Origin of the sequence: Thalassovita litoralis (assembly GCF_900182725.1) — a bacterium.
In the GTDB taxonomy this organism is placed as follows: domain Bacteria; phylum Pseudomonadota; class Alphaproteobacteria; order Rhodobacterales; family Rhodobacteraceae; genus Thalassobius; species Thalassobius litoralis.
This window is the reverse complement of the sequence record NZ_FXTO01000077.1, coordinates 1-1,441: the sequence shown is the minus strand read 5'-3', so window position 1 is coordinate 1,441 and position 1,441 is coordinate 1. Positions and strand designations below refer to the sequence as shown.

1 protein-coding gene and 1 pseudogene are annotated in these 1,441 nt (G+C 58.0%); one reads left to right on the top strand and one right to left on the bottom strand.

Annotated features, from left to right (window positions below):
- Positions 1-89 (top strand): annotated as a pseudogene (locus FN828_RS20410) (IS5/IS1182 family transposase); the annotation flags it as partial.
- A gap of 9 nt (positions 90-98) precedes the next feature.
- Here FN828_RS20410 and FN828_RS20405 read toward each other — a convergent pair.
- Positions 99-1,277 (bottom strand): acyltransferase family protein, encoded by a 1,179-nt coding sequence (locus tag FN828_RS20405; RefSeq protein ID WP_142495133.1) that lies wholly within the window; start codon positions 1,275-1,277, stop codon positions 99-101.
- Positions 1,278-1,441: the final 164 nt, after the last annotated feature.

Below are 1,441 nucleotides of genomic sequence, written 5' to 3'. Positions count from 1 at the left end.
GGCGGCGGGTCGCCACCCGATATGACCGCTGCCCCGAAGTCTTCCTCTCGGCCATCGCTCTCGCCGCAACAGTCATGTTTTGGTTATGAGTCCTGAGCCTAGATGCCCGCCACCTTGCCCACCTGCGGCGCTGGGCTTCGGCTAGGGGCCGCAAGACGCTGGGGAAAGCCCGACATCATGATGGACAGACCGGCAAGACCGAGTACAGCCACAGACGCGCCCCCCAAGTAGGCCGCCATGCGCTTGCTTGTCATGGTTTTGCGATTGCGAAAGGGGCTTTCAACATAGCGCCACGACAGCCATGCAAACAGGAAGGTCAGAATGACGGCCCCGATTGCGGGGGTGGGATCAAGATGAATGCTGCCAGAGCGTACCCGAAGAAGGGCCAAAATCGGCCAGTGCCAGAGATAGAGCGAATAGGACAGCAACCCCACGAATACCATTGGCCGGGCGGCAAGAATGCGATTGGCCACCCAAGATTGGCCACCTGTGTGGATCACCACCGCAGCCCCAAGACAAGGAAGCAGCGCCACCCAGCCGGGAAAGATCATATCGCTGCGTATCGTAAAGATTGATAGCAGGATCATGCCAAGGCCGGTGGCCGAGAGCGCTTCGCGCAGGGCTGGTGTCTTGACTGGCGGGAATACGCCTGAGGCGATTACGGCCCCGACGAGCAATTCCCACGCCCGTGCGGGCAGCAGATAATAGGCCACAGAAGGTTTGTTGAAGGACAGCCACAGGCCAATGGCAAATGTGGCAAGCGCGCCAAGCACCAACACCATCCCGATCCGCAGTCGCAGTTTCCAAAATACGATCAGGACGATGGGGAAGATCAGGTAAAACTGTTCTTCTACCGCCAAAGACCAGGTGTGGAGCAGGGGGAACAGTTCTGCCGCTGGCGCAAAATACCCGGATTCCCGCCAGAACCAGAAGTTTGACAGCGATAGCAGTGCGGCGATGCCCGACTCGGCTGCGCTTTGTGCCTGATCGGGCAGCGCAATGAACTGGAACGCCGCTACGGTCACGAACAGCACCCCCAAGAGCGCAGGGATGATGCGGCGCAGGCGGCGTTCGTAAAACCGAAGGAAGGAAAACTCGCCTGCCTGTATCTCGCGCAGGATGAGAGAGGAGATCAGATACCCACTGATTACAAAGAAAATATCGACGCCAACAAATCCGCCCGGCAACCATGACGCCCCGGCGTGGAACAAAATGACAGGCATGATCGCCAAAGTGCGCAGACCGTCAATATCGGGACGGTAGGTGGGGGTCGTCATGCAAATCTTCCGGTGCAAGTCAAAGGATTAGGCTCAGGACCCATTAATCGGCTTGAGATCGCATTGGTCGCATGCTTCAAATCCCCAAACTTTCAGGGGGTATCATGAGCAATCTATTTTGGCTGACCGACGAACAGATGGCGCGGCTGCGACCGTTCTTTCCC

Excerpts from the sequence above, each read along its gene's own strand:
- FN828_RS20405 (WP_142495133.1), bottom strand. The coding sequence starts at position 1,277 with ATGACGACCCCCACCTACCGTCCCGATATTGACGGTCTGCGCACTTTG.